The 23,332-nt window shown below is 61.2% G+C and carries 21 protein-coding genes; 16 read left to right on the forward strand and 5 right to left on the reverse strand.

Features of this window, described 5'->3' with window-relative positions; translation table 11 throughout:
* Nucleotides 1-26: 26 nt before the first annotated feature.
* The 4 genes from ACQ4W6_RS14405 to ACQ4W6_RS14420 all read right to left on the reverse strand — a co-directional run bounded on the left by ACQ4W6_RS14405 (nucleotide 27) and on the right by ACQ4W6_RS14420 (nucleotide 4,366).
* Nucleotides 27-1,895, reverse strand: coding sequence for a feruloyl-CoA synthase (locus ACQ4W6_RS14405; protein ID WP_436567862.1), 1,869 nt, complete (start codon nucleotides 1,893-1,895; stop codon nucleotides 27-29).
* Nucleotides 1,896-1,916: 21 nt separating this feature from the next.
* A complete protein-coding gene (locus ACQ4W6_RS14410; RefSeq protein WP_436567863.1) occupies nucleotides 1,917-2,699 on the reverse strand; it encodes a crotonase/enoyl-CoA hydratase family protein in 783 nt (260 codons plus the stop codon).
* A 579-nt stretch (nucleotides 2,700-3,278) separates the two neighbouring features.
* Nucleotides 3,279-3,893 (reverse strand): ABC transporter substrate-binding protein, encoded by a 615-nt coding sequence (locus tag ACQ4W6_RS14415; protein ID WP_436567864.1) that lies wholly within the window; start codon nucleotides 3,891-3,893, stop codon nucleotides 3,279-3,281.
* A 119-nt stretch (nucleotides 3,894-4,012) separates the two neighbouring features.
* On the reverse strand, nucleotides 4,013-4,366 hold the full coding sequence (locus ACQ4W6_RS14420; RefSeq protein WP_436567865.1) for an aldehyde dehydrogenase family protein: 354 nt from the start codon (nucleotides 4,364-4,366) through the stop codon (nucleotides 4,013-4,015).
* On the opposite strand from ACQ4W6_RS14420, the gene ACQ4W6_RS14425 reads away from it, so the two are divergent.
* Together ACQ4W6_RS14425 and ACQ4W6_RS14430 are read left to right on the forward strand one after the other, a co-directional pair.
* Nucleotides 4,356-4,667, forward strand: coding sequence for a MarR family winged helix-turn-helix transcriptional regulator (locus ACQ4W6_RS14425; protein ID WP_436567866.1), 312 nt, complete (start codon nucleotides 4,356-4,358; stop codon nucleotides 4,665-4,667). The two genes, ACQ4W6_RS14420 and ACQ4W6_RS14425, sit on opposite strands and share 11 nt — an antisense overlap.
* Before the next feature lie 955 nt (nucleotides 4,668-5,622).
* A complete protein-coding gene (locus tag ACQ4W6_RS14430; RefSeq protein ID WP_436567867.1) occupies nucleotides 5,623-9,129 on the forward strand; it encodes a bifunctional diguanylate cyclase/phosphodiesterase in 3,507 nt (1,168 codons plus the stop codon).
* Nucleotides 9,130-9,156: 27 nt separating this feature from the next.
* Here the strand turns inward: ACQ4W6_RS14430 and ACQ4W6_RS14435 are convergent, their stop codons facing one another.
* Nucleotides 9,157-9,999 carry an IclR family transcriptional regulator gene (locus ACQ4W6_RS14435; RefSeq protein WP_436567868.1) on the reverse strand — a complete coding sequence of 281 codons (843 nt, stop codon included), beginning with the start codon at nucleotides 9,997-9,999 and terminating at the stop codon, nucleotides 9,157-9,159.
* Nucleotides 10,000-10,179: 180 nt separating this feature from the next.
* Here ACQ4W6_RS14435 and ACQ4W6_RS14440 point away from each other — a divergent pair, with 180 nt between their 5' ends.
* From ACQ4W6_RS14440 to ACQ4W6_RS14505, 14 genes are all read left to right on the forward strand, one after another.
* Entirely contained in the window at nucleotides 10,180-11,253 is a 1,074-nt protein-coding gene (locus tag ACQ4W6_RS14440) for a 2-dehydro-3-deoxygalactonokinase (RefSeq protein ID WP_436567869.1), read from the forward strand.
* A gap of 71 nt (nucleotides 11,254-11,324) precedes the next feature.
* On the forward strand, nucleotides 11,325-12,473 hold the full coding sequence (gene dgoD / locus ACQ4W6_RS14445) for a galactonate dehydratase (RefSeq protein WP_436567870.1): 1,149 nt from the start codon (nucleotides 11,325-11,327) through the stop codon (nucleotides 12,471-12,473).
* A 127-nt stretch (nucleotides 12,474-12,600) separates the two neighbouring features.
* Nucleotides 12,601-13,254 carry a bifunctional 2-keto-4-hydroxyglutarate aldolase/2-keto-3-deoxy-6-phosphogluconate aldolase gene (locus tag ACQ4W6_RS14450; protein WP_436567871.1) on the forward strand — a complete coding sequence of 218 codons (654 nt, stop codon included), beginning with the start codon at nucleotides 12,601-12,603 and terminating at the stop codon, nucleotides 13,252-13,254.
* A gap of 432 nt (nucleotides 13,255-13,686) precedes the next feature.
* Nucleotides 13,687-14,697: a zinc-binding alcohol dehydrogenase family protein gene (locus ACQ4W6_RS14455; protein WP_436567991.1), complete on the forward strand. Its 1,011-nt coding sequence runs from the start codon at nucleotides 13,687-13,689 to the stop codon at nucleotides 14,695-14,697.
* 3 nt (nucleotides 14,698-14,700) lie between these two features.
* Nucleotides 14,701-15,837 (forward strand): mannitol dehydrogenase family protein, encoded by a 1,137-nt coding sequence (locus ACQ4W6_RS14460; RefSeq protein ID WP_436567872.1) that lies wholly within the window; start codon nucleotides 14,701-14,703, stop codon nucleotides 15,835-15,837.
* On the forward strand, nucleotides 15,834-16,775 hold the full coding sequence (locus ACQ4W6_RS14465; protein WP_436567873.1) for a sugar kinase: 942 nt from the start codon (nucleotides 15,834-15,836) through the stop codon (nucleotides 16,773-16,775). The genes ACQ4W6_RS14460 and ACQ4W6_RS14465 overlap by 4 nt, the downstream gene beginning before the upstream one ends.
* Before the next feature lie 66 nt (nucleotides 16,776-16,841).
* Nucleotides 16,842-17,756, forward strand: a complete 915-nt coding sequence (locus tag ACQ4W6_RS14470; protein WP_436567874.1) for a GntR family transcriptional regulator — start codon at nucleotides 16,842-16,844, stop codon at nucleotides 17,754-17,756.
* Between the two features lie 34 nt (nucleotides 17,757-17,790).
* Entirely contained in the window at nucleotides 17,791-18,123 is a 333-nt protein-coding gene (locus tag ACQ4W6_RS14475) for a UxaA family hydrolase (RefSeq protein ID WP_436567875.1), read from the forward strand.
* Nucleotides 18,120-19,343, forward strand: coding sequence for a UxaA family hydrolase (locus tag ACQ4W6_RS14480; protein WP_436567876.1), 1,224 nt, complete (start codon nucleotides 18,120-18,122; stop codon nucleotides 19,341-19,343). The genes ACQ4W6_RS14475 and ACQ4W6_RS14480 overlap by 4 nt, the downstream gene beginning before the upstream one ends.
* A gap of 14 nt (nucleotides 19,344-19,357) precedes the next feature.
* Nucleotides 19,358-20,368 carry an aldo/keto reductase gene (locus tag ACQ4W6_RS14485; RefSeq protein ID WP_436567877.1) on the forward strand — a complete coding sequence of 337 codons (1,011 nt, stop codon included), beginning with the start codon at nucleotides 19,358-19,360 and terminating at the stop codon, nucleotides 20,366-20,368.
* On the forward strand, nucleotides 20,365-21,195 hold the full coding sequence (locus tag ACQ4W6_RS14490) for an amidohydrolase family protein (protein WP_436567878.1): 831 nt from the start codon (nucleotides 20,365-20,367) through the stop codon (nucleotides 21,193-21,195). Before ACQ4W6_RS14485 ends, ACQ4W6_RS14490 begins: the two co-directional genes overlap by 4 nt.
* Before the next feature lie 17 nt (nucleotides 21,196-21,212).
* Complete coding sequence (locus tag ACQ4W6_RS14495) at nucleotides 21,213-21,542, forward strand: L-rhamnose mutarotase (RefSeq protein ID WP_436567879.1); 330 nt, start codon at nucleotides 21,213-21,215, stop codon at nucleotides 21,540-21,542.
* Between the two features lie 56 nt (nucleotides 21,543-21,598).
* Entirely contained in the window at nucleotides 21,599-22,354 is a 756-nt protein-coding gene (locus ACQ4W6_RS14500; protein ID WP_436567880.1) for an SDR family oxidoreductase, read from the forward strand.
* Nucleotides 22,355-22,396: 42 nt separating this feature from the next.
* Nucleotides 22,397-23,263, forward strand: a complete 867-nt coding sequence (locus ACQ4W6_RS14505; RefSeq protein ID WP_436567881.1) for a fumarylacetoacetate hydrolase family protein — start codon at nucleotides 22,397-22,399, stop codon at nucleotides 23,261-23,263.
* The last annotated feature ends 69 nt before the right edge of the window (nucleotides 23,264-23,332 follow it).

Here is a 23,332-nt window from a genome sequence, read left to right on the forward strand (position 1 = left end):
TCATGAAGCGTCAATCGTTGACGCGGTTAGCTGGAACGGGGTTGCAGAGGGTTGGGCAAGGCGCCACTATGCAGCGCCTCGACTGTCTCGGCACGTCGCGTCAGTACCGCACGCTGATTGATGGAGCCTTTATCGGTCAGCTCGCCGCTGTCTATCGTTGGCGGATCCGCCAACAGGCAGAGCCGGGCAATCCGGGTAGCGCTGCCGGTGGCGGTAGCGGCCAAACTGTCGAGCACCGCCTGGAAATACGCGAGCACTGGCGCGCTCGACAGCACCTCATTGACAAGAGCATCGGGGGCCAATCCGCTCACTGCACGGCAGGCGCCTATATTCGGGAACACCATCGCGCCCACTTCATGCTTGTCCAGGCCTGTGATGACGACATCCTGGACCAGCGGGGTGCCGGCCACGATGATCGTCGAGCGGAGCGTCCCCACGCTGACAAAGGTGCCGGTGAGCAGCTTGAAGTCTTCGGCAATGCGGCCGTCGAAGCGCAAGCCCTGGTGAACATCCTGTTCGTCGATCCATTTCAGGGCGTCGCCGGTGCAGAAGAAGCCTTCCTCGTCCACATGCCTGGCGGTTTCCTCCGCTGCGCGCCAGTAGCCGGGAGTGATGTTGGGCCCGCGGTAACGCGCCTCGGTCTTGCCGTTGTTCGGCACCAGCTTGAGTTCCATGCCTGGCGTTGGCAGCCCGAGGTCGCCGGCCTTGACGTTGGCGCTGGTGACAAACAGGCCGAATGGACTCGATTCGGTCATACCCAGGCCACTGGCCATCACAATGCGCTGACCCAGTTCGGCTTCCTCGCTTTCGAACAGGCTATCCCAGACCGGCTGGGCCAGTGAGGCGCCGGCATAAAAGCACATGCTGACGCGCGAGAGGAAATTTTTCCGCAACACAAGGTCAGTCTTCATCGCATTCGCGATCGCCTCGAATCCGGTCGGGACATTGAAGTAGAGCGTCGGCGCGATTTCGCGCAGGTTGCGCAGCGTTTCGCCGATCAGCGCCGGTACCGGCTTGCCCTCGTCGATGTACAGCGTGCCGCCGTTATAGAGCACCATGCCGAAGTTATGATTCCCGCCAAACGTATGATTCCAGGGCAACCAATCCACCAGCACCGGCGGCGTTTCAGTCAGCACCGGCATGGACTGGCGCATCTGCTGTTGATTTGCGCACCACATGCGTTGGGTATTGATCACAGCCTTGGGCAGCTTGGTCGAACCGCTGGTAAACAGGAATTTGACGATGGTTTCCGGTCCGGTCGCCGCGATCGCAGCATCGACCGCCGGGGTCGCCGGGGTCGCCAATAGCGCGGCGAAATTGGTGCAAGGTCGGTTCTCCAGGCTTCCTTGGGTAAACACCACTTCGACGTCGGGCGCAATGGTTGCCAGTACCGCCTTGCCGTAGCGACCTGCATTGCTGGCGAACACCAGGCCGGGCGTCAGGGTCGTGACTGCATGACGCAGCTTGGAATAATCGGTGCTGATGGTCGAGTAAGGCGGCGATAGCGCGCACCAGGGAATGCCGGCCAACATGCAAGCCATCGAGAGCAAGGCATGGTTGAGATCGTTTTCGCTCAAGATCAATACCGGGCGCTCCGCACTCAGGCCGCGTTCCAGCAAGGCCTGAGCAATATCGCGCGCAGAGGCGAGCGCCTCCCCATAAGTAATATGGCGCCAATCGCCCGTGCTGCCATCGGCGTTGCGGACGCGTTGAGCCAGCCAGATGCGATCAGGGCAAGTATTGGCCCACTCCACCAGCCGGTCGGTCATGCGCGCGGCGAATGGCGTGAGCGTTTGCTCAGCTTTAAAATAGCTTATGCCATTGGCGCCTTCACTGAGCACGCCACGGGTCACCCCGAAGTGCAAAGTGCGGTATTGTTCGGTCATTTTTTTCATTTTTTGTCTCCTCCATGAGGGTCATGCTTTTTGAACTTTTGCGGCGCGTCCTTCGAGGAAGTCACGTACCCGTTCTTTTGCTTCCGGTGCGCTTTGGGCGATGGCTGCCATCATGGCTTCGGTGAACAAGCCTTGATCCGCCGGCTGCTCGGCAATCCGGGGCAAGGCATGCATCAAGGCGTAATTGGTCAGCGGTGCGTTTTTGGCGATGCGCTCGGCCAGTTCAAATGCTCGGGCAAAGGCACTTCCCGTTGGCACCAGATACTGCGCGAGACCGATACGCTCGCCGTCTTGCGCGTTGTAGACGCGACCGGTAAACATCATGTCGGCCATGCGTGCAGCGCCGATCAGTCGCGGAATGCGCACTGCGCCACCGCCGCCGACAAAGATGCCGCGCGAGCCCTCGGGCAAGGCGTAGAAGGTCGACTCATCGGCGACGCGGATGTGACAAGCGCTGGCCAGCTCCAAGCCGCCGCCCACCACCGCACCATGCAGCGCGGCAATGACTGGCACCGGGCCGAATTGCACGCGCTCGAGCGCGGCGTGCCACATGCGGGAATGCTGCATGCCCTGGCCGGCGTCACGCTCCTGGAGTTCGGAAAGGTCCAGGCCTGCGCAAAAATGCTCGCCCTCGCCTTCGATCACTGCTGCGCGCACCGTGGCAGGGAGGTTGTCAAACAGATTCCGGATCGCCAGTATCAAGCCGTCGTTGAGCGCGTTGCGCTTTTTCTGGCGTGTCAGGCGGATCACGGCTATCTCATTGTGGGCACCACAGATCTCTAGTTGAATATCTTCGGAGGACATAAGGGATTCTTTCATTTTTGGCGACAATTTGATTATATCCAATAACTAAAATTAGTCCATATAAAGTTATTTGAGATAACTAAATAAAAATGGCAAGTCTGGATGTGATGTGGTCGAAGCGGTCGTTGCAATGACAGGAATGGAGGCTGCACGAGTGCCCTCGGCCAGGCGAGATGAAGCCAACATCAAGATGGCGACAATATCTGGAACGCAGTTGAGCGCCTCTCGCGACGCACTGATCTGGCGCGCCCGAGGCGGCATCCCGCTCAATCTGCCCACAGAGCGCGCAGTCCCGGCTGGCCTCGGCTTCTTCGCGGCCGTCGCGGCCGAAGTACTTGCGCAGCAGGTTGACCATCGCTATAAGTGGCGGCCTCCTTCGACGTTAATCTGGAATAGGTTGCGCAGGTCATAGTTGGTTGGCGCGGTGCTCGCCCGGAACTTCGTTGATGCGGTCGGCGCTAAGGGCGATTTCGAGCAGCGTGCCGGCGAAGCAGGAGCCCTCGTCTATCAGCGTGAACGGCGAGCGCGACGACACATCGATCCACGCTCGCGAACGCGAAGATCCGGTCCATCGTCTGACTACTGGCAGCTGACGCTGGCCGCTACCTTTATATTTAGCGACCTTCGGATAGGCGCACGGTGGCCGGGCGCGTGGCTGCATGCGTACATGTGCACGCGGCGCTTTGGGGCTGCGTGCGGTCCTGCTGGCTGGTGGGGTGAAAGGCTGTTCTTGGCGGTCCAGGTGCCGAATGGCTCGGTCATCTGCTGCATCGTCATGCCGGTGCGGAGCATGTACGGGGACTTCGCAGTGATGCCGGTAGTGACCGCGTTCATGACGATCATCGGTATTTTGGCCTGGGTGGCGATCGGTGCAACCGCGAGCGCGCTTGGCGTCAGCGAGAAACCGATCAAAAAGCTCACCTTCTCGCGTGCGATCAGTTCCTGCGCGGCGCGCTTGGACATCTCGGCGTTGATGCCGCCGTCGTCGCGGTAGATGATTTCAATCTTCTTGCCGGCTACCTGGTCGCCGTGCTGCTGCATGAAGGTCTTGATACCGTCCTCGAACGGCTTGCCGATGTTGGTGAACGGACCGCTGAGTGCGGCGATGACGCCGATGCGGATCGTGTCTTGTGCATAGGCGAGCTTAGGCAAGACAGCGGCTACTGCCACGCAGGCGAGGGTCTTCAGTTTCATATCGTCTCCTTTATAGTTATGCTGGTTAGCCCAGTTGTGCTGCGAATATCGGTTGAGCCTCCGTGCCGTCGTACATGCGCTCGACCACCGCAGCGCGCCGCGTCAGCACGGCAGCTTGATTAACGGAGCCTTTGTCGGTCAGCTCGCGCTGGTCGATGCGCATCGCCGGTGCAGTAGTAGCCATCCGCGTCGAACGCTTCAGACGTCAGGGCAGGCGCGCGCCAGTACCAGACGGGGCCGCCGCCGGCTTCGGCGACGCCGCGCGCGACGAATTCGGCGCGATGGCTTTCCATCACGTCCGCCGCCTTCTGCAACAGCGCACGGCGGGCGCCAGGCAACATTGCTGCCCATGCCGGAAACGCCTGTTGCGCGGCCGCGATTGCCTGGTCGACGTCGTCCAGTTGGGCGGCTGCACGGGTGGCGCCGTGCGGGCTGACGGTGGCGCAGTACACGGCGCTGTCGGTGTTCCGCACGTTGGGCTCGCTGTCGAATGCGCAGCTGGCGGTGCGCACGATGATTTCGCCGCAGTCGGCAAATGAGATGGTGAAGGCAATGGAGGCGAGAGGCTGGATCGAGCGCAAGCCAGATCCGTCGCATGGCCGTATCATCCAGATCAGCCTGACCGAAGAGGGGCAGGCGATTTTGCGTGATTGTGACGCCAGGGTGAGGGAGGTGGAGCAGATCATGTTCCCCGACCTGCGCGATGAGGAGCTGGCCCAGTTGCACGCGCAGCTGCGAGCTGCAGTGCGCGCGGTGAGTCTCGAGGGAATTTGAGCCTACCATCGTGGCATGTGGCTTTACGCTTACGGATAGATGTGGCGGCTGGATGCTTACGCTGTAAATATGTCACGTACCCTTTTCTTTGATGGGAACATATCCGTAAATTTTGAAGTCAAATGCCGGAGAGTGAGACGTGAAAAGTTGCTTAAAAAGTTCCTTCAGGAACCGAACTGGCGAAGACGAGCCCGGATGTTGGTGCTTTTGATGGTGTTTTTGGATGTTGCCTGATTTCTCATCGCTGTATTCGATTCCGGCCAACGCACCAAGTATTCGCAGTAAATAAAAGGGTTATATGCTTCGGCTTGTAGCCCTTTTTCGTTTACGTCGCTCGTTGAAAATCCCTGTCGCTGCTGTGCAACCCGAATTGCTCAATACTTGCACCTCTGTTGTAGAGGGGGGGACACACACTATCGGTGTGCAAGCGTCATTTCCCATGATTGGCAGCCCTGCGTGCAGTGCCGAAATCGGGTGCCTGGATTGCTGATTCATGCGCGCCGCCAGCGATCACTTGAAGGCATTGGGCCTGCAGCGGCTAGCCTTTCCGAATCGCCCAACTGCTGCCACTGCGCGGCAGCTTCACGCACCACAGGCCCGCGTTCATGGGGCGAATCAGCTAGTTGACTGAGCTGGCTGTATGGCGCCAAAGCATCAGCTCTTGTATGGCCTCTACTCGGCCCTTCGCATCTGGGGAGACGTCGGATTCCTGTGTAGTTATTGCAATATGGAAACTATCTTGCTTCTGCGGTAAGCTTATCGAAGCGGGTCCAGCAATGCGAATCAAAGAAAGAGGCCACCTTAAACAAGAAAATTCTTTTAAGAATGTTTCTTGCTATTATTTGATGAGTAATTAAAAAACGAACACTTTTCGTCGGGCGACACCCGAATAGCAATTTCGTACTGATAATGTTCCTTGGCTAGGCTTTTTGCATTACCTTCTCTGGACACTACATTGCTTGAATTTCTACATCTTGTCGTTGCGGCCCCCGACAGCAGCCTGCTCTATACAGGCCTGTACGACCCGGTACTCGTCACGCTGTCGCTCGTCGTCGCCATGTTCGCATCCTACGCCGCGCTGCTCGTTTCCCGCCACGTTGTGGCAACAAAGAGTCACCGGCGCTTGTGGCTAGTCGTCGGAGGCCTGTGCCTGGGCCTGGGTATCTGGGCGATGCATTTTGTCGGCATGCTGGCCTTCACATTGCCCTGCACCAGGAGTTATGACTACCGGCTCACCTTCTTCTCCACCATTCCAGCCATGCTGGCCTGCACGCTGGCGTTGAACGTGATCAGCCACCGCCAGATCAGTCCATTGCGCCTGGGCGTGGGCGCCCTCCTGCTAGGTGCAGGCATCGGCGCCATGCACTATTCTGGCATGGCCGCCATGAACCTCGATGGCATCATTCGCTACGATTTGAAGCTATTCCTGCTGTCGATCGTGGTGGCGGTGCTGCTGGCAGCGCTCGCCCTGTGGATGAAATTCCGGCTGCAGGCCTGGCCGGCGCTATGCGCCGGCGTGATGGGATTGGCAGTGGCCGGCATGCACTACACGGCCATGGCGGCCGCCTACTTCGTGCGCGACGGCGACAGCAAGATGGTCGACTCGCAGATCAGTCCGACCTTTCTTGCCGCCATCGTCCTGACCGCTACCAGCGTCATTATCATCGGTACCATTGTCGCGACCTATGTCGGCAAACATAAATTGTTTTCCTTTCAGCGCTCGTACCGGCTGATTGGCCTGCTCATTGTGTTGTGGGCCGTGATTGCAACCATCAGTGTCGATTATTTCCACCGCCGGCTCGCCGACGATATCGTGCAGCAGGAAACACAACTAGCCCGCCAGCAGGCTGAGGGCATCGCAGCAAATATCGAGGATAGCCTGCAATTGCTCAAGGGCATCCCGAAGGTGATGGTGCACGACGGCACGACGCGCCGCATCCTGCGCCGCTTTGGCCCCGACGCCACCGCGTCGGCACTCGCGCCAGCCGAACGCAAGCAGGTGTGGACGCGCGACCGCGAACTCGATGAGCTTAACAGCGCGCTGGCGTTCGCCGCCTCCAGTTTCAATGCAGACGCGATCTGGGTTGTCAATGCCGCTGGGGACAGCATCGCCGCCAGCAATGCTGGCAAGCCCGAGAGTTTCGTCGGCATCAACTATGCTGACCGCGATTACTTTCTGCAGGCGCGCGCTGGTGGGCCTGGCCATCAATATGCGGTAGGGCGCGTCAGCAAGGTCGCCGGCTTGTTCTATGCGTATCCTTTGATCGAACAGGGCCGCTTCCTGGGTGCAGCCGTGGTCAAGCGCAATCTGCAGACCTTGTCGCCCTGGACCCGCCAAACCACGGCCTTCCTGGTGGACGCCAACGGTGTCATCGTGTTTTCGCCGGACAAGCGCTACGCATTTCGCACCCTCCCGGGGGCCACGGTCGCCGCCATGACTATCGAGAGCCGCGTGCGGCACTACTTGCGCAGCAGCTTCGAGCCGCTGGCTATCACCCCCTGGGGCGAACGGGAGCTACCCGGTGCGATGCGGCTGGGAGCCGATGATATGCCAGTCGTTCTGGGCACCAAGGACCTCGCGGGCGACGCCATCAGCGTGTACGTGCCGCGTCCGCTCGACGACCTGACGCGTCTGCACACGCAACGTCTCTGGCTGTTCGTCCTGGTCGCAGTGATGGGAGGCACCTTGATCGTTGCTGCATTCGCGGTCGTGCTGTACTTGCGCGAAACCAAGCGGGTCGAAGCCGATTTGCGCGTGGCTGCGGCTGCCTTTGAATCGCAGGAGGGCATGGTGATCACGGATGCCGCGCACCTGGTCTTGCGCAGCAACCGTGCCTTCACCGACATTACCGGCTTTGCCGCCAGGGATGTGGCCGGCCGCGAGTTGCTGCTGCTCGACCCGTCCCGCCACAACGCGACATTTAGTGCCGCGATCTGGCAGACGATCGAGGAGGAGGGGAGCTGGCACGGCGAAATCTGGAACCGCCGCAAGAATGGCGAGTCTTATCCGGAATCGCTGGTGGTCACAGCCGTCAGAAACGCGAACGGCAACGTCTCGCACTATGTGTGTGCGCTGACCGATATTACCGCGCGCAAGGCAGCGGAAGAGGAAATCCGCAACCTCGCCTTGTATGACTTCCTGACCGGCTTGCCAAACCGGCGTTGCCTGATGGAACGTCTGCAGCATGCGCTTGCCGCATCGATGCGCACGGGCTTGCACGGCGCCTTATTGTTCATCGACCTGGATAACTTCAAGGATCTTAACGATACGCTCGGCCACAATATGGGCGACCTGCTGCTGCAGCAGGCGGCGCAGCGCTTTTGCACCTGCGTACGCGAGAGCGACACGGTAGCCCGCCTGGGTGGTGATGAATTTATCGTCATGCTCGAAGGGATGGACAACGACCCGTTCGCGGCGGCCAAACATGCCCGGCTGGTGGGCGAGAAAATCCTCGAGCAGATGATGCTGCCGTATGTGCTCGATCAGTTCCAGCACGCCTGTACTGCGAGCATCGGCATCACTTTGTTCCTTGGACAAGGCGAAGACGTGGAAGCCCTGCTTAAGCAGACCGACCTTGCCATGTATCAGTCCAAGGCGGCTGGCCGCAATACCCTGTGCTTTTTCGACCCTACCATGCAGGCCGTGGTATCGGCTCGCACCAACCTCGATAATGATCTGCGCATTGCTTTGCAGCAGGGCCAGTTTCAGCTCTATTATCAGCCCCAGGTCGACGGCGCCAGTTGCCTGGTGGGCGCCGAAGCGCTGCTACGTTGGCACCACCCGCAGCGCGGAATGGTGCCGCCGGTCGAATTCATTGCGGCCACGGAAGAGTCTGGCCTGATCCTGCCACTGGGCCACTGGGTGCTGGAAACGGCCTGCGCCCAGCTTGTTGCGTGGGCGGCGCGGCCGGCGACGGCGTCTTTTTGTCTCGCCATCAACGTCAGCCCGCGCCAATTCCGCCAGGTGGACTTTGTCGAGCGCGTGCTCGCCGTGCTGGCAGCGAGCGGTGCTGATCCGCGCAAGCTCAAGCTGGAACTGACCGAGAGCCTGCTGCTCGACGACGTCGTCCAGACCATCGCCAAGATGGAAGCGCTCAAGGCCAAGGGCGTGGGCATCTCGCTCGACGACTTTGGCACCGGCTATTCCTCGTTGACCTATCTCAAGCGCTTGCCCATTTGCGAGTTGAAGATCGACCGCTCCTTCGTGCGCGACATCCTGACCAGCCCGGATGATGCCGCAATCATCAAGACCATCCTCACGCTGGCACGCAATATGGGGATCGAGGCGATCGCCGAAGGCGTCGAATCGGATGCGCAACGCGCCTACCTGTTCAGCCTGGGCTGCAAGGCCTTCCAGGGTTACCTGTTTGGGCATCCTGTGCCACTGGTCGAGTTCGATCTGTTCGCCGAGCTCGCTTATGCTGACGCCAAGTGGGCCCTCGCGCCGCTTAGCGGCGCCTGAATCTGCTGGACTTGCCGATGGCTGCGCTCACTTGCCGTTTGCGCCAACGCCCTTCGTGGCGGCAGTCGCGCCTAGTTCGGCAGAGATATCCATGGCCGCCTGCTTGACGGTCTCAATCAACGATTGCATGCGCTTGAGCGACATGTAGGGTACGGTACTGGAAACGCTGACCGCAGCCACAAGGGTTTGACCGGCATCGTATATTGGCGCCGATACGCAGCGAATCGACGGCTCATTGTCTTCCAGGTCGAATGCATAGCCACCCTGCGCATATTGACGCATCCGGTCGCGAAACTCGGTCCAGCTATGCTTTGGCACCAGCTTGGCAGTGCCAGCGCTCGTTGCCGCATTGGCCTTCTGGTAAAAATACTCCCAATCAGTCTCTGGCATTTCCAGCATCAATGCCTTGCCGACGCCGGTGGTTGCGAGCGGCATCCGATGACCGACTCTTGAACGCATTTCCAGGCCTCTTTTTCCTGGAATCTTGTCCAGGTAAAGCACATCGTCCGTATCGCGCAAGGCCAAATGAATGGTGTCTCCCGACTGCTCTGCCAATTGCTTCAGGTAGGGGCGTGCAGCGACCACCAGCGAGACCTCTTCGCGCGCCTGAAAACCCAGCTCAATCAACTTCGGCCCCAGCACATAGCCGGCATTTGGCGTAAAGCGCAGATAGCGCTCCTGCACCAGGCAACTCGCCAGCCGGTGCGTCGTGCTGCGCGTGGTGCCGACTGCCCGCGAAATATCCATTAGCTCACGCGCACCGCCAGCGACCGCTTGCAGTACCGCCAACCCGCGCGTCAGTGTCTGTGTGCCAGTAGGGGCAGCATTATTTTGATGCGCGGCAGTCGAGTTGGGGGGCTTGGGCATCATGAGAATCCATATGGGGAAATCGGCATAGGATACCCGTTTCAACGCGAATCGGCGAAAAAGTAGCTAATTTATGTTAAAAAATCCCATATATTGGTATTCAATATCATATATTGACAGTCCCTGTAGCTTCACCTAGACTACGTCAAAATCCTTCCTGCGGAAACCTTTCCGAACATGCCCATGAATCAGATGCAGTGTCAAACACAGCTAATCGCACTCGACTGGGGGACCTCGTCGTTGCGGGCTTATCGCCTCGGCGTGGATGGTCAGGTATTGGAATTGCGTTCCTTGCCATGGGGCATAATGCGCCTGCCAGACGTCGCGCCGGCGAAAGAGTCCGGTGCCGATGGTGCCGACGGTGCCGATGACAAGACGGGCTTTGAGCTTGCCTTTGAACAGGCTTGCGGTGATTGGCTGCGTGCCGCGCCGGACGCCCCCGTGATCGCGGCCGGCATGGTCGGCAGCCGAGAGGGCTGGCGTGAAACACCCTATCTGTCGATACCGATTACGCTCGGCCAGATTGGCAGCACGCTCAACACGGTACGCACCCGCACTGGGAAAATCGTGCATATCGTGCCTGGACTGATCCAGAACTCCGCACTGCCCAATGTGATGCGTGGCGAAGAAACGCAAGTGATCGGTGCGCTTAGCATGTTCGATACCGATCAGGACAGCTCGCGCACGGAACTGGACGAGGTCCTGATCGGCCTGCCTGGCACCCATTCAAAATGGGTAGGGATACGCAGGCAGGACAGTGACATGCAGAGCCACATTACGCATTTCAGCACCTTCATGACTGGCGAACTGTATGCCTTGTTATGCGCGCACTCCATTCTTGGGCGCGGCATGCAAGCGGGCGATAGCGGCAGTGATGATCATTTCGCATTCGACCGTGGCGTCCTGGTGGCGCAAACACCGGCCGGACATGCTGGCGTGCTGTCGACCATCTTCAGCACACGCACGCTGGGCTTGACCGGCGTACTCGATGGCGCTGGCCAGCGCGAATATCTGTCAGGGCTGTTGATCGGCCATGAAATTGCAGCTTTGAAAGCCTTGCAGCTGGGGCAAGGCCAACAGTTTCCGCGCGTCATACTGATTGGTGATGCCGCCTTGTGCGAGCGTTACATGCGTGCCCTCAGAGCCTATGGCATTGAACAGATCGAAGTGGCGGCGCAAGCGACCGAACGCGGCTTGTGGCAGCTGGCGCTGGCGGCCGGTCTGCTGACGCGTGTTGCCGATATGAATGCCGAGTAATAGAAGTTAAGCAGAAATCATGCAAAATGGTGCGGCATTGAGCCGACGTCACGACCAAGGAGAACGCAGCAATGAAGATCACCAAGTTGACAACTTACATCGTGCCCCCGCGCTGGTGTTTTTTGAAGATAGAGACCGATGAAGGTGTGGTTGGCTGGGGAGAGCCTGTCGTCGAAGGCCGCGCCCACACCGTCGCTGCAGCCGTTGAAGAGCTGGCCGACTATCTGATCGGCAAGGATCCGCGCAATATCGAAGACCACTGGACGGTGTTGTACCGCGGCGGCTTTTATCGCGGCGGCGCCATCCACATGAGTGCCTTGGCTGGCATCGACCAGGCGCTGTGGGATATCAAGGGCAAGGCACTGGGCGTCTCGGTCAGCCAGTTGCTGGGCGGCCCGGTACGCGACAGTATCCGCATGTATTCCTGGATCGGCGGCGATCGCCCAGCCGATACGGCTGCGGCGGCCAAGGATGCCGTGGCGCGCGGCTTTAGCGCAGTAAAAATGAACGGTACCGAGGAACTGCAGTTCGTCGATTCTTATGCAAAAGTGGAAGCGACATTGGCCAACGTCGCTGCGGTGCGTGAAGCCGTCGGCCCGCATGTCGGCATCGGCGTCGATTTTCACGGCCGGGTGCACAAGCCGATGGCAAAGATCCTGATCAAGGAACTGGAACAGTACAAGCTGATGTTCATCGAAGAACCGGTGCTCAGCGAAAACTATGAAGCGTTGAAGGAGCTGGCCTCGCTGAGCACCACGCCACTCGCACTGGGCGAACGGCTGTATTCGCGCTGGGATTTCAAGCGTATCCTGAGCGAAGGTTATATCGACATCATCCAGCCCGACGTTTCCCACGCCGGCGGCATTACCGAAACCCGCAAGATCGCCACCATGGCAGAAGCCTATGACGTGGCGGTGGCATTGCATTGCCCGCTGGGGCCGATTGCCCTGGCTGCCTGCCTGCAAGTGGACGCGGTGTCGTATAACGCTTTCATCCAGGAGCAAAGCCTGGGTATCCACTACAACGAGAGCAACGACTTGCTCGACTATGTGAAAAATCCGGAGGTATTTGCCTACGACAAGGGCTACGTGACCATCCCGCAGGGACCGGGCCTGGGCATCGAAATCAACGAAGAGTATGTCAAGGAACGCGCCGCTGTCGGCCACCGCTGGCGCAATCCGGTCTGGCGACACAAGGATGGCAGTTTCGCTGAGTGGTAGAAACGCTGGCCTCGGGCCAGCCACGCTGCGCTGGTGGCTGGTTCCATACGCGCCTTGCTGATGTGTGCGGCTTGCCCGAGGTGCGCTTCGGCAGCCACGTTTGACTACTTCAAAGAACGGAAATCCCATGTTGAAACACGCAATTTTTCAAGGTATCCTTGAGCGACGTATGGTGGCGATTGTCCGCGCCGGCACGGCTGACGCGGCATTGCAAATGGCCGAAGCGTGTATTGCCGGCGGCATCACGGCGCTGGAGGTGGCATTCACCACGCCCGATACGCTCGACGTGATCAGGACGCTGCGCCAACGGCATGGTGCCGAAGTGATGCTCGGTGCCGGCACCGTGCTCGACCCCGAAACGGCGCGCCAGGCGATCCTGGCAGGTGCCCAGTTCATTATTTCGCCCAGTGTCAATGTGGACACCATTCGCCTGTGCCAGCGCTACCAGGTATTGTCGATGCCCGGCGTGATGACGCCGACCGAGATCGTCACGGCGCTAGAAGCGGGGGCGGACATCATCAAGGTCTTCCCGGCAGAAGTGTTCGGGCCTGCGTATATCAAGGCGCTGCGTGCGCCGCTGCCGCAGGCGCCATTGATGCCGACTGGGGGCGTCAGCGTGGATAACCTGGCCGCCTGGTTCGAAAATGGCGCGCTGGCGGTCGGCATCGGCAGTAGTCTGACCGGTCCGGCGGCAAACGGCGACTACCAGGCAGTGACGCAGCGTGCAAGGGCCTTCGTCGAGCAGATGGCGTTGATCAAACAGCGCTGGCCAGGAAATTAACTGTGCCTGCTGGCGCACCATCATGTATCGATTGGCAGAGAGAAAATGATGCGTGCAGCCAGCCCTGCTTTGCGGCGATCTTCGGCGCCCTCAGATGAGCATGGTCGTGTGTTAATTCACTGCAAAACGCAGGCAGAATCGAGTCGTATCAATTTTTGAAATAATGCGTTGACCTTCATTTTTTTGTACGGTATATTTATAAAACCATGTGAGCAGGCTTTAAGCTGCCGATTTGCTAGCGCTCCACGCAGGCAGTGTTGTGGAGAAAACCACTCCTTGCCGGCATGATTTCGGTGACGTTAGGCCTTGCAGTCACACTGTTGTGTGGTCAGGATATGAAAGATGCCGTATCGAGATGGTATTTTTTAGCGGTACAGATTGTACGTTAAATATAATAATCAATATAAAAACCGTGGTAGGAGACAGCTAATGATGAAAAGTGTCGTATGTGATACGCCCGGCACGCTGCGCATGGAGCAGCGGCCGATTCCCGTGCCGGAGGCTGGCGAGGTGCTGGTACGCATCCGCCGCATCGGCATTTGCGGCACCGACATGCACATCTTTCGCGGCACCCAGCCTTTTCTCAGCTATCCACGCGTGATGGGTCATGAACTGTCTGGCCAGGTGGTATCGGCCCCGGATGGATCGGCGCTGGCCGCCGGTGACCAGGTGTACGTGATGCCCTATCTGTCCTGCGGCACCTGCATCGCCTGCCGCAAGGGCAAGACCAATTGCTGTACCCGAATCGAGGTGCTGGGCGTGCACCGCGACGGCGGCATGTGCGAGTACCTGGCGCTGCCGGAGCGTTTCGTGTTCAAGACCGAGGGCATTTCGCTGGACGACGCGGCGATGATCGAATTTCTCGCCATCGGCGCCCATGCGGTCACGCGTGGCTCAGTTCAAGCCGGAGACAATGTGCTGGTGGTGGGAGCCGGTCCGATCGGCATGGCGGTCATGCTGTTTGCCAAACTGAAAGGCGCCAGGGTGACGGTGCTCGATGCCCGCCAGGATCGGCTGCAATTCTGCCGCGACGCCTTCGGCATCGAGCGCACGGTGCAAACCGGCCCGCAGGACAAGGACCAGCTGGCCGCCTACAGCGACGACGAGTTCTTCGACATCGTGTTCGACGCTACCGGCAATATCAAGGCCATGGAGCGCGGCCTGGAATTTGTCGCCCACGGCGGCACCTACGTGCTGGTGTCGATCGTGCGCGATACCCTGTCGTTCTCCGACCCTGAATTCCACAAGCGCGAAACCAGCCTGCTCGGCAGCCGCAACGCCACTGCAGCCGATTTCGAGGAAGTGGTGGCGGCAATGAAGGCCGGCCTGGTGCCGACCGCGCTACTCAATACCCACCGCACCACGCTGGATGAATTCACGACGGTGCTGCCGCTGTGGATGGAGCCGTCGGCCGGCGTGATCAAGGCGATTGTCGAGCTCTGACGCATGCTCAATCCCGTGCTCAACCCCATCCTCCAATTTGGCACCAGCCGCTTCCTGCAAGCGCATGCCGACCTGTTTATCAGCGAGGCGCTGGAAAGCGGTACCGCCCTGGGTACGGTCACGATCGTGCAAAACACGGACAACCCTCAGAGCGCGCGCCGGATCGATGCTTTCAGGCAGCCGGGTGGTTTTCCTGTACGTATCCGGGGATGGCAGGACGGCGCCGCGGTTGACCAGGAGCGGCGCGTGGTGTCGGTGACGCAGGCCTTGCAAACGAACCGCGACTGGCCGCGCATCCGGGCCGAGGTCGCCAGCGGCGTACAGGTGATCTTGTCGAACACCGGTGACGCCGGCTATGCCTTGTCGCCAGAAGACCATGCGGGGCTGCTCGATGGCGACGTCGCGCCGCAAAGCTTCCCGGCCAAGCTGCTGGTGCTGCTGCATGGCCGCTTCCTGTGCGGTGCTGCGCCGATCTCGATCTTCCCGTGCGAGCTGGTGGCCAACAATGGCACGGTGCTGCGCGAACTGGTACTGCAACTGGCGCGCGCCTGGAAACTGGCGTCCGCGTTCGTGGCATGGCTGGCCGAGGGCTGCGTGTGGGTCAATTCGCTGGTCGACCGCATCGTTTCCGAACCACTCGATCCGATCGGTGCGGTCGCCGAACCCTATGCCTTGTGGGCCATCGAGGCGCAGCCGGGCATGCTGCTGCCATGCCGCCATCCGCAACTGGTGGTGACCGACAGCCTCGAACTTTACGAGCGGCGCAAGCTGTTCTTGCTCAACCTCGGCCATACCTTCCTGGCCGAGCAATGGCTGGCAGCAGGTGGACCCGATGACCTGACGGTGCTGCAGGCGATGGCCGATCCCTCCATGCGGGAACCGCTGGAATCGGTGTGGGCGGAAGAGGTGCTGCCGCTGTTCGCCGCCCTGGGCGAGGCACAGGCCAGCTGCGACTATCTGCAGCAGGTGCGCGACCGTTTCAACAATCCCTTCCTGGCGCATCGCCTGGCTGATATTGCGCAGAATCACGGGCAGAAGAAGCAACGCCGTTTTGGCCCGCTGCTCGCTCTCGCCGAACAACTGGGACTGGGCCTGCCACAACGCCGTCTGCGGGCCGCCATGGAAGGAGTGGCTGCATGAACCACGATATGCAATTCTGGTCGATCGGTGAATGCATGCTGGAGCTGCGCCAGGGCGGCGAGAACGTCCTTCACACGAGCGCCGCCGGCGACACCTATAACACGGCCGTCTACCTGAAACGCCTGCTACCGGCGCTGACGGTGGCCTATGTCAGCGCGCTTGGCGACGACGCCATGAGCGGCAGTATCCGTGCCCAGATGCGCGGCCACGGCATCGACGATCGCTTGCTTGATACCTTGCCCGGCCAGTTGCCCGGCCTGTACCTGATCGAGACCGATGAGGGCGGCGAGCGCCGTTTTCGCTACTGGCGCGAGCAGTCTGCGGCGCGCTCGATGCTGGGCGCGGTGCACCTGGAGCGCTTGTACGCAGCACTGCCCACCTGCGGCGCGCTGCTGCTGACCGGAATTACGCTGGCGATCCTTGATGACCCGCGCCGCGCCGCCCTGCTGGAACTGGCCGCCAGGGTGCGGGCGCAGGGCGGCTGGGTGGTACTGGACAGCAATTACCGCCCGGCGTTGTGGCAGGCCGATGTCGCCCGCCATTGGCTGGCGCAAGCTCTGAAGATTAGCAGCCATGCCCTGCTCAGCGCCGACGACGAGGCGCTGCTGCACGGCGATGCCGACCCGGCGGCCACGCTGGCCAGGGTGCTGCGCGCTGGTGAGGCTGAAGTGGTGATCAAGATGGGCGCGCAGGGCTGCCTGCTGGGCGGGGCTGGCTTGCCGGTGCTGGAGGTGGCGGCGACGCCGGTGACGGCGGTCGACACGACGGCGGCAGGTGACAGTTTCAACGCCGGCTACCTGGCCGCACGCTGGGTTGGTCACGCGCCAGAGGCGGCGGCAAAGCTCGGCGGGGGGCTGGCGGCGGCGGTGGTGGCCCATGCCGGCGCCATCGTCCCGCAATCGGCCATGGCACAAACTCTGATGGATATTCAGCTTTGATATCGACTAAAATGACAACTCGACTAACACTCCCTTGCGCTTCTTTTACAGCGGCTGCCGAACCCCATGTCCAAACCAGCGACCGTATTCAAGCGGTGCACCAATCTGCTGCTGCAATTCCTGGCCGAGAATGTGGCGGTGGGAGAGATGCTGCCCACGGAGCAGTATCTGACCACGATCTGCCAGGGCAGCCGCACCGCCGTCCGCAGCGCGATCGCCTACCTGAACACGCGGCGCCTGATCGCCAGCCTGGCCGAGCGGCGCCTGCTCAGGAAGCCGATTCCCGGCGACTACTTCGACATAGCCGAACTGCAGTCCGGTGCGGAACGGATCCAGCAGGTGCTGATGGAGCGCGTGTACCAGCGCGACATGCCACCCGGGGCCGAGTTCTCGGAGGCGGAACTGGCGCGCGAGGCCGGTGCCAGTACCGTCAGCGTGCGCGAGTTCCTGATCGGCTTTTCGCGCTTCGGCCTGATCGAAAAGAAGCCGCGCGGCGGCTGGCGGCTGTGCGCCTTCGACCGCTCGTTCGCGACCGAGCTGGCCGATATGCGGCGCATGTTCGAACTGGCTGCGGTGGAGCAGTTTGCGACGCTGCCGCACAACGATCCGGCCTACAAGGAACTGGCCCGGCTGATCGTCCAGCACGAGAAGCTGGAAGCGAAGATCGATACCCGCCACAGCGCATTTCCTGCGCTGGACCGCGAATTTCATACCTTCCTGATCGGCCTGTTGAACAACCGCTTCGCGCAGGGCTTCTACGACATCGTTTCTTTCGTCTTCCACTATCACTACCAGTGGGACAAGGGCGAGGAAATGGGGCGCAACAAGTATGCGCTGCAGGAGCATCTGGCGATTTTGCGCGCACTCGCCGCGCACGATGTGCCCAAGGCGCTGGCTTGCATGCAGGAGCATCTCACTTCATCGCGCCGCACCATGCTGCAATCGATCGGCGTGCGCGAAAAGGCGCAGGCCCAGGGCTGAAGCCCTCTGCCGCCTTCCATCGGGAGGGGGCGCCATGCTGAACATCCAGGTTTCAGACGTGTTGCTGATGTCCGCCGAGGACAATTGCGTGATCGCCCGCACCGCCCTGAAAAAAGGCGAACGGGTGCTGATCGACGAGGTTCCCATCTTGCTGTTGCAGGACATCGCCATCGGCCACAAGCTGGCGCGCTATCGGCTGGCCGTGGGCGACAAGGTGCTGCGCTATGGCGCCATTATCGGCAGCGTCACGCAGCCAATCGCCATCGGCGAACATATCCACACCCACAACCTCGAAAGCGACTACATCCCGACTTTCACCCTGGGCCAGGACGGCCAGCATTTCCTGGAAAAGGACGGCGCCAAATGAACGCTCCCGATACATTCCCGCAGCTTTCCGGCTACCTGCGCGCCGATGGCCGCAAGGGCATCCGCAACATCGTGGTGGTGGCCTATATGGTCGAATGCGCGCACCACGTGGCGCGCCAGATGGTCAACGCCTTCCCTGGGCAGGCCGTGCACCTGATCGGCTTTACGGGCTGCTTCCCGAATGAATATGCGGACCAGGTGATGCGCCGCCTGCTGACGCATCCGAACGTCGGTGCCGTGCTACTGGTGTCGCTGGGTTGCGAAGGTTTCAATAAATACGGCTTGAGCACGGCGGTGGCCGATAGCGACCGCCCCGTGCATACCATCACGATCCAGGAAAACAGCGGCACGCGCCCCAGTGTGAAGAGCGGCGTCGAATGGATAGGCTGGGCGCTGGAGCACCTGGCGCAGCAGGTGCGCGTGCCGATGGCGCTGGGCGAACTGGTGATTGCCACCATCTGCGGCGGCTCCGACAGCACCAGCGGGATTACCGCCAATCCGGCCGTCGGCGTGGCCTTCGACACCTTGATCGACGCCGGCTGCCCCTGCATCTTCGAAGAGACCGGGGAACTCGTGGGCTGTGAGTACCACATGCAGCGGCGCGCCATCAGCCCCGGCCTGGGCGACGCCATCGTCGAAACCGTGGCCAAGGCCGCCAGGTATTACACCATCATGGGACACGGCAGCTTCTCGCCGGGGAACGCCGACGGCGGCCTGACCACGCAGGAAGAAAAGTCGCTTGGCGCCTACGCCAAGAGCGGATCGTCGCCGATCGTCGGCATTCTGAAGCCGGGCGACCAGCCGGCTGGCGGCGGCCTGTATCTGCTCGACGTGGTGCCAGATGGCGAGCCGCGCTTCGGCTTTCCAAACGTATCGGACAATGCGGAAATTGTCGAACTCATTTCCTGCGGTGCCCATATCACCTTGTTTACCACCGGCCGCGGCTCGGTGGTCGGCTCTGCCATCTCGCCGGTGATCAAGGTGTGCGCCAATCCGCAAACCTTTGAACGCCTGGCTGACGACATGGACATCAACGCCGGCAAGATACTCACCGGCGAGGCCAGCCTGGAAGAGGTGGGCGCCGAGATTGTCGACGCCGTGCTGCGCGTGGCAAACGGTGAATTGAGCCGCTCGGAAGACCTGGGACACCAGGAATTCGTGCTGACGTATAAACAATTTGACGCGCTCGGGCCGGGCTGTTTCCCACTGCGCGCAGCCTGAGCGGAGAAGATGCGATGAACGTGACCGACACCGCGCCGCTGCCGCGCAGCGGCCTGCCGCTGACCCGGCTGGGCATGGGCTGCGCGCCGATCGGCGGCCTGTATCAAGCCTGCAGCGCGGCAGACGCGCGGGCCGCTATCGATGGCGCATGGGAGCTTGGCCTGCGCTATTTTGACACCGCGCCGTTCTATGGCTACAGCCTGTCCGAGCACCGGCTTGGGGAGGCGCTGCGCGACCGGCCGCGCGCGCAGTTCGTCATCAGCAGCAAGGTCGGACGCCTGATGCAAGCCGACGCCAGCGTGCAGCCCGACGATGATGGATGGGCTGCGCCGCTGCCGTTCCGGCCGCATTTCGACTACAGCTTTGACGCCATCATGCGTTCGCACCAGGATAGTCTGCAGCGTCTCGGCCTGGCGTATATCGACATCCTGCTCGTACACGATATCGGCCGCGCCACGCACGGCAATCTGCATGAGCACTACTGGCAGCAATTGACCAAGGGTGGCGGCTTTCGCGCGCTGGACGAGTTGCGCCGCAGCGGCCAGGTGAAAGCCATTGGATTAGGCGTCAACGAGGCACAGGTGGTGTACGAAGCGATGCAGGAATGCGACCTCGACTGCACCCTGCTGGCCGGGCGCTACACCTTGCTTGAGCAGGCATCGTTATCGCCGTTGCTGGAGGCCTGCGAGCGGCAGGGCCATGCGATTGTAATCGGCGGACCCTTTAATTCCGGCGTCCTGGCCGGCAATGGCAAGTTCAATTATGCCGATGCACCACAGGAAATCATGCAGCGCGTTGGCCAGTTGCAGCAGGCCTGCGCAGAATTTGGCGTGCCGCTGCAGGCGGCGGCCCTGCAGTTCCCGATGGCGCATCCGGCCGTGGTGTCGTGCATACCCGGTGGCCAGGACCTGGCGCAGCTGCGCCAGAACGCGGCGTGGTTTGAGCAGCCGATTCCGGCCGAATTGTGGCAGGCGCTCAAGCTGCGCGGCCTGGTCGATGAACGCGCTCCGGTGCCGTCTCCATGAAGCGCATCGACGCCCATCAGCATTTCTGGCGTCTGGCCGAACGCGCCGGCAGCTGGCCGCCTGCGGAATTGACAGCGATATACCGTGATTTCCTGCCGCAAGACCTGGTGCCGCAGTTGGCCGCGCATGGCATCGACGGCACGGTTCTGGTGCAGTCAATGCCCAGTGTGGCCGATACCGAATTTCTGCTTCATGCAGCGAAGGCATCGCCGTTTGTGCTGGGCGTGGTTGGCTGGGTGGATCTGAAGGCGGCCGACGCCGCGTGGCAGATCGCATCGTTGGCGGAAGATTCGAAGTTGAAGGGATTGCGGCCGATGCTGCAGGATCTCGACGACGAGCGCTGGATCGACGATCCGGCACTGAAGCCGGCAATTGAGGCGATGCTGCTCTGCGGCCTTTCTTTTGATGCACTGGTGTTGCCGCGCCATTTGCCGGCTTTGCTGGCTTTTGCGCAGCGCTATCCTGCGCTGCGGATCGTGATTGATCACGCCGCAAAACCGCCGATCGCGAGCGGAGAGCATGCGTCCTGGGCGGCGGATCTGCGGCAACTGGCGGCGCTGCCGCAGGTGTATTGCAAGCTGTCGGGCATGGTCACCGAGGCAGGGCTGGGATGGACGCTGGCCGATTTGCAGCCGTATGCCAGTGTCGTGCTGGAGGCGTTTGGACCAGGGCGGGTGATCTGGGGCAGTGACTGGCCGGTGGTCAATCTGGCGAGTGATTATGCCGGCTGGATCGAGGCGAGCGCGCGCCTGATCGGTGGCTTGAGCGAGCAGGAACGGGCGCAGGTCCTTGGCTTGAATGCGATACGTTTTTACCATCTCGACTGAATCAAAACGGAGCGGCAATGCAAAGAATGGGCATGGTGATCGGTATCGAACCTACGCATATCGAAGAATACAAGGCGCTGCACGCCGCGGTCTGGCCGCAGGTGCTGGAACGGCTGCATCAGGCGCAGGTGCGCAACTATACGATTTTCCTGCGCGAGCCGGAAAACCTGCTATTTGGCTATTGGGAGTATCACGGCCAGGACTTCGCCGCCGACATGGCACTGATCGCGGCCGATCCCGAGACGCAGCGCTGGTGGCGTGTTTGCGTGCCGTGCCAACGGCCATTCGAATCGCGCCAGGCCGGCGAGCACTGGGCAATGATGGAAAACGTGTTTCATATGGATTGAACTGTCATTCGGCAGCGCAAAAAATAAGCGGCGCGCCCACACTGGAGGAGGCGAATATGACGGACAGATTAAAAGGCAAGACAGCGCTGGTGACGGCGGCCGGGCAGGGCATAGGCCGCGCTACCGTGGAGGCCTTCCTGCGCGAAGGCGCGCGCGTGATCGCCACCGATATCAACGGGGCCCAGCTGGCGCAATTGGCCGCGCTGGAAAACTGCCGCACCAGCCGGCTCGATGTCACCGATGCCGCAGCGATCCTGGCCCTGGCCGGCAGCATCGGCCCGATCGACGTGCTGTTCAACTGCGCCGGTTATGTCGATGGCGGCACCATCCTCGAATGCGACGAGGCTGCATGGGAATCGTCCTTCAACTTGAACGCCCGCTCGATGTACCGCATGATGCGCGCCTTCCTGCCCGGCATGCTGGGCAAGGGCGGCGGCTCGATCATCAACATGTCCTCGGTCGCCTCCAGCATCAAGGGCGCACCGAACCGCTTTGTCTACGGTGCCTCGAAAGCAGCGGTGATTGGCATGACGAAGTCGGTCGCGGCCGATTTTGTCACGCGTGGCATTCGCTGCAACGCGATCTGTCCCGGCACCATCGAGTCGCCCTCTCTCAAGCAGCGCATCGAGGCACAGGCGCGCGACAGCGGCAGCAGCGTAGCTGCCGTCGAAGCAGCCTTCGTGGCCCGCCAGCCGATGGGCCGCGTCGGCCGCGCCGAAGAAATCGCCGCACTGGCTGTGTACCTGGCCTCGGACGAATCCGGTTTTACTACCGGGATGGCGCATGTGATCGACGGCGGCTGGACCACCTGAAGCGCTCAACTCAATTCAACCTCACAACAAGAAAGAGACAACATGAAACTGATGCGCCATGGAGCCAAAGGCTCGGAAAAACCTGCCCTGATCGACGCTGACGGCCAATTGCGCGACCTGTCTGGCGTGCTGCCTGATATCAGCGCCGCCACGCTGGGCCGCGATGGCCTGGCGACGCTGGCCGCGCTCGACATCAACAGCCTGCCGGTCGTGGCGCGGCCGGGGCGCATCGCGCCACCGTATGCCGGCATCGGAAAATTCATTTGCGTCGGCCTCAATTACGCCGACCACGCGGCCGAATCGGGCATGCCGGTGCCACCGGAGCCGGTGCTGTTCATGAAGGCCATCAGCGCCGTGATCGGCGCCGAGGACGCAGTGGTGCTGCCGAAGGATTCGCGCAAGAGCGACTGGGAAGTCGAACTGGGCGTGGTGATCGGTACCCGGGCGCGTTATGTGCCGGAAGCCGAGGCGCTCGATTACGTGGCTGGCTATTGCGTGGTAAACGACCTGTCCGAGCGCGAGTACCAGCTTGAGCGCGGCGGCACGTGGGACAAGGGCAAGGGCTGCGATACGTTCGGGCCGATCGGCCCATGGCTGGTGACGGCTGACGAGGTGCCGGACCCGCAGAACCTGAAGCTGTGGCTGGAGGTGAATGGCCGCCGGGTACAGGATGGCAGCACCAGCACCATGGTGTTCGGCGTGGCGAACCTGGTCAGCTATATCAGCCGCTTCATGACGCTGAACCCGGGCGACATCATCAGCACCGGCACGCCGCCGGGCGTCGGCATGGGGCAGAAGCCGGGGCCGGTTTACTTGAAGCCGGGCGACACCATGCGGCTGGGCATCAGTGGCCTGGGCGAACAGCGCCAGACGGTGCACGCCTGGAGCGCGGAGTTGATTGATGGTTGAATCAGCGGCCTCACTGGCTGTACTTTATTTATCTTAAGCTGATTGTCACACGCCGGTGACATCACGATG

It is taken from the genome of Janthinobacterium woesei, from assembly GCF_051380875.1.
In the GTDB taxonomy this organism is placed as follows: domain Bacteria; phylum Pseudomonadota; class Gammaproteobacteria; order Burkholderiales; family Burkholderiaceae_D; genus Janthinobacterium.

Excerpts from the sequence above, each read along its gene's own strand:
- ACQ4W6_RS14405 (WP_436567862.1), bottom strand. The coding sequence starts at position 1,895 with ATGAAAAAAATGACCGAACAATACCGCACTTTGCACTTCGGGGTGACC.
- ACQ4W6_RS14410 (WP_436567863.1), bottom strand. The coding sequence starts at position 2,699 with ATGTCCTCCGAAGATATTCAACTAGAGATCTGTGGTGCCCACAATGAG.
- ACQ4W6_RS14415 (WP_436567864.1), bottom strand. The coding sequence starts at position 3,893 with ATGAAACTGAAGACCCTCGCCTGCGTGGCAGTAGCCGCTGTCTTGCCT.
- ACQ4W6_RS14435 (WP_436567868.1), bottom strand. The coding sequence starts at position 9,999 with ATGATGCCCAAGCCCCCCAACTCGACTGCCGCGCATCAAAATAATGCT.
- ACQ4W6_RS14440 (WP_436567869.1), top strand. The coding sequence starts at position 10,180 with ATGAATCAGATGCAGTGTCAAACACAGCTAATCGCACTCGACTGGGGG.
- dgoD (WP_436567870.1), top strand. The coding sequence starts at position 11,325 with ATGAAGATCACCAAGTTGACAACTTACATCGTGCCCCCGCGCTGGTGT.
- ACQ4W6_RS14450 (WP_436567871.1), top strand. The coding sequence starts at position 12,601 with ATGTTGAAACACGCAATTTTTCAAGGTATCCTTGAGCGACGTATGGTG.
- ACQ4W6_RS14455 (WP_436567991.1), top strand. The coding sequence starts at position 13,687 with ATGAAAAGTGTCGTATGTGATACGCCCGGCACGCTGCGCATGGAGCAG.
- ACQ4W6_RS14460 (WP_436567872.1), top strand. The coding sequence starts at position 14,701 with ATGCTCAATCCCGTGCTCAACCCCATCCTCCAATTTGGCACCAGCCGC.
- ACQ4W6_RS14465 (WP_436567873.1), top strand. The coding sequence starts at position 15,834 with ATGAACCACGATATGCAATTCTGGTCGATCGGTGAATGCATGCTGGAG.
- ACQ4W6_RS14470 (WP_436567874.1), top strand. The coding sequence starts at position 16,842 with ATGTCCAAACCAGCGACCGTATTCAAGCGGTGCACCAATCTGCTGCTG.
- ACQ4W6_RS14475 (WP_436567875.1), top strand. The coding sequence starts at position 17,791 with ATGCTGAACATCCAGGTTTCAGACGTGTTGCTGATGTCCGCCGAGGAC.
- ACQ4W6_RS14480 (WP_436567876.1), top strand. The coding sequence starts at position 18,120 with ATGAACGCTCCCGATACATTCCCGCAGCTTTCCGGCTACCTGCGCGCC.
- ACQ4W6_RS14485 (WP_436567877.1), top strand. The coding sequence starts at position 19,358 with ATGAACGTGACCGACACCGCGCCGCTGCCGCGCAGCGGCCTGCCGCTG.
- ACQ4W6_RS14490 (WP_436567878.1), top strand. The coding sequence starts at position 20,365 with ATGAAGCGCATCGACGCCCATCAGCATTTCTGGCGTCTGGCCGAACGC.
- ACQ4W6_RS14495 (WP_436567879.1), top strand. The coding sequence starts at position 21,213 with ATGCAAAGAATGGGCATGGTGATCGGTATCGAACCTACGCATATCGAA.
- ACQ4W6_RS14500 (WP_436567880.1), top strand. The coding sequence starts at position 21,599 with ATGACGGACAGATTAAAAGGCAAGACAGCGCTGGTGACGGCGGCCGGG.
- ACQ4W6_RS14505 (WP_436567881.1), top strand. The coding sequence starts at position 22,397 with ATGAAACTGATGCGCCATGGAGCCAAAGGCTCGGAAAAACCTGCCCTG.